The 3,131-nt window shown below is 37.5% G+C and carries 2 protein-coding genes; both read left to right on the forward strand.

The features are described from left to right. Positions 1-318 precede the first annotated feature (318 nt). Positions 319-1,968 carry a tyrosine-type recombinase/integrase gene (locus B4Z90_RS13330; protein ID WP_286802485.1) on the forward strand — a complete coding sequence of 550 codons (1,650 nt, stop codon included), beginning with the start codon at positions 319-321 and terminating at the stop codon, positions 1,966-1,968. A 3-nt stretch (positions 1,969-1,971) separates the two neighbouring features. Further along, positions 1,972-2,811 (forward strand): hypothetical protein, encoded by an 840-nt coding sequence (locus B4Z90_RS13335; protein ID WP_286802486.1) that lies wholly within the window; start codon positions 1,972-1,974, stop codon positions 2,809-2,811. Positions 2,812-3,131: the final 320 nt, after the last annotated feature.

Genomic DNA, 3,131 nt, shown 5'->3' on the forward strand with positions numbered 1-3,131 from the left:
CCAAGAAGTCTGCTTGATCCATAATAGGGGCAATTTAAAAATGAGAAGGGGAGATAGGTTCAAGCTTGCGTATGTATCGTGGATATTTTGAATTTGATGTATAAAAAAAGCTCCTTTGTGTCATACAAAGGAGCTTTTAAGTACGCCAATCAGGATTCGAACTTTTTGTAACGGTTTGTTTTGAATACCATTCTATACTGAATTATAGCGCGACTATGAAAAAGTTTACCGTTTATGACTGATTAAAACCGATAACAATCGTGTAAAAGCGATAACATTTTAGTATCTTTGTTATCGGTTTTAAAACATACACACACAATGAACCAAAGCGCATATAAGCACAGTATCAACTTTAATATTGTGACCACTGATATTGACCTTGATCGAATAAAAGAAAAGCCAGTAAGGATAAAAGCAATGTTGCGGTTTAATAACCTTCCTCCCCTTACTTTTTCAGGTGTAGACAAAATTATCCTGGGCAAGTACCAGCTTAAAGAAACAAAGGTATTGGTACAAAATAATGTTAAGATTAGAATAGTACCAACTGCGGCTGCATGGGACTTTGATAAACAGTTCCCGAAGAATAATGTTGCTAATGCCAAAATATCACGGAACCTAACTAACGTAAAAAACAAAATATCTGATCTTTTCGTTGAGCGATGCAATGATCTTGGCCGTTTCCCTGATGCTCAAGAAGCTAAAGAGTTGCAAGTTCATATAAATAGCATCCTGAAGAATAAGGTCCCAAAAGCTGCGGTTGAGGTAAAAAAGGAGGACGTTAAGACCAACAATCTTCTTGTGTATATTTATGATTATATAAAAGGGGCCAATTCCAACCCAGCGACACGATTATTGAAAGGGCAGCCGTATAAGAAAAGATCAATCCAATCATTTTTGAACACCCTTAATATTCTGATCGAGTATAAAGGCGGCGAGCCTATAACCTTTAAACAGATGCAAGATCCGGAAACGGTCAAACAATTGCCCATGCTGAGTTTCGACGAAATAACGTTGGCTTTCTATGATAAATTCAGGGATTACCTCGGTGTGCTTGGTCTAGGAGTTAGTTACTTTGGCTCTCAGATCAAGTACATTAAAAAGTTTATGAGCGAATCACTATTGGAGGGATTTCATTCTATTGTGGATTGGAAAGACAAACGTTTTGCCAAGCAGAGCGCCCCAGCGGAAAGCGACGCCCTAACCGTTGATCAATTAAAGAATCTGGCCGATTATGATTTTAGTGATACCCTTGTTCTCGATAATGCCCGTGATTTATTTTTGGTCGGCTGTTGGACTGGTTTAAGATTTAGCGATTATAGCAGACTAAACACCCATGACCATGTTGACGGGGATTTCATTGATATTCTCACGAAGAAGACAGGAGAGCAAGTCGTAATCCCTATTTTGAAAGAGCTTCGCAAGATCATGGAAAAGTATTCGAACCGCAGCACTGGAATAACTGCAATTGAATCTGTTCGTCCATGGGTAAATGAAGGATCGTTTACTTGGTTTGTTGGCGGTGTTGATACCGGCGTCAAGTCGATAATACCCAAAAGCAAAGAGGACGAAGGATATTTTATTGATCCAATTTCTAATGAATGGATCATAAAAGGATCTGCAACCGGATTCCCTCGGGCGATATCCGACGTTAAACTAAATGACTATATTAAAAAAGCGTGCAAGATCGTAGGCGAAAACCTTGATAAATCGTTCCTTAAAACAAAAGGTGTTGAGATTTCGAAAATATCAGGAATATTCACTGAGTATCTTCCCTTATGTGACCGCATATCGACCCACACAGGGCGCCGAAGTTTTGCAACGAACGCTACACGCCTTCAAATACCAAAAGGCTCTATAATGAAGATAACAGGCCATAAAACGGAAGCGGCTTTCGATGCCTATGTAAAAATAAAAAGTCGTGAGAATGCTTCAATCCTCGCAAACCACTTTAAAAATGTTGACCTTTAAGATATGAATGAAAAAATGTTGTCGGAGGATTTTATTGAAGATGCGTATAGTGACATCTCGAATTTTGAGGTCTTTGCACTGCAAGAGGGGTACTCTTCACAAACAATAATGAGTTTGGTAGATAATATTACCCGGGTACTTGAAAACCGAAATCAATCGGAATACGATGCGGTGAATAAAATTATTATGTATACTTCCAGCTATCAGGAACTACAGCAATTGCTTTTAAGCGAATTTCTCTATCCAACTATCACTAACACCTATTTGAAGGAGATCGATAAAGACCCAAAGAGGGTTTTATATTTTTTAAGCAGAAACTCAATTCATTTACGAGGCAATGCCATTGATACACTTTTACAACCATTAAAAGAGTTTGCTAGAGACAAGATACTTTTGGACAGTTCAAGTAAAAATAAAAAGTATGAGCCTGAATTTATCGGAGAAAATTTGGATTTAACGGCGTTAACCCCTCCAGAATTAAGAGAGGCTAAAATGACCGATCTGCTTAATCAAGAGGGGTTAAAAAACATATCCGTTATCGAAGATTATATCAGAGCTGCCGTTGTAAATTCAAAAAGTGGGACTAGAGCAAAAGGTATTATCCCTGTTTTTAAGGCGATCGAAAATCTAGGCTTAATATCCGAAGGGTATGCAGAAGTATATACTCGACCAAGAGATCTGAGCCTGTTCATTTCTAAAATAACTACTTTAAATTTCGGAAAAGACGATATAATAAACTGGACACCAGGAAGCCTTAAAAGTTCCAAGTATGCGCAAGATGAACTCGAGAAACATAAAATAGCCTTGAAAAAGCTACTTATTAAGTTTAAAACCAAAAATTAGTTAATAAATTGAAAGCCCTCAATCCTAAGAGGGCTTCCTAAATCAATAGAATATGCACCGAACTGCCGACCTTCGAACTATTTCCAAAAGAATACTTAACCTAGCCCAAAGCATCATTTCGTCGTGACTTTCTGACCATCTAAACCTCTCTAAGAGGAGATTGTCAATTTCTGTAATGTATTTGATCATAATGGACAAATAAATAGAATAGAAGATGTTTACAGTATGAAAAATCAGATTTTTCATTTGATAAGTTGGAGTTATCAAATTTGAAGTATTAAAACTAACCCTCGGGTAGTGTCTATAACGGAGGTCAATGG

The organism is Sphingobacterium sp. UBA5639 (assembly GCF_002421245.1).
In the GTDB taxonomy this organism is placed as follows: Bacteria; Bacteroidota; Bacteroidia; order Sphingobacteriales; family Sphingobacteriaceae; genus Sphingobacterium; species Sphingobacterium multivorum.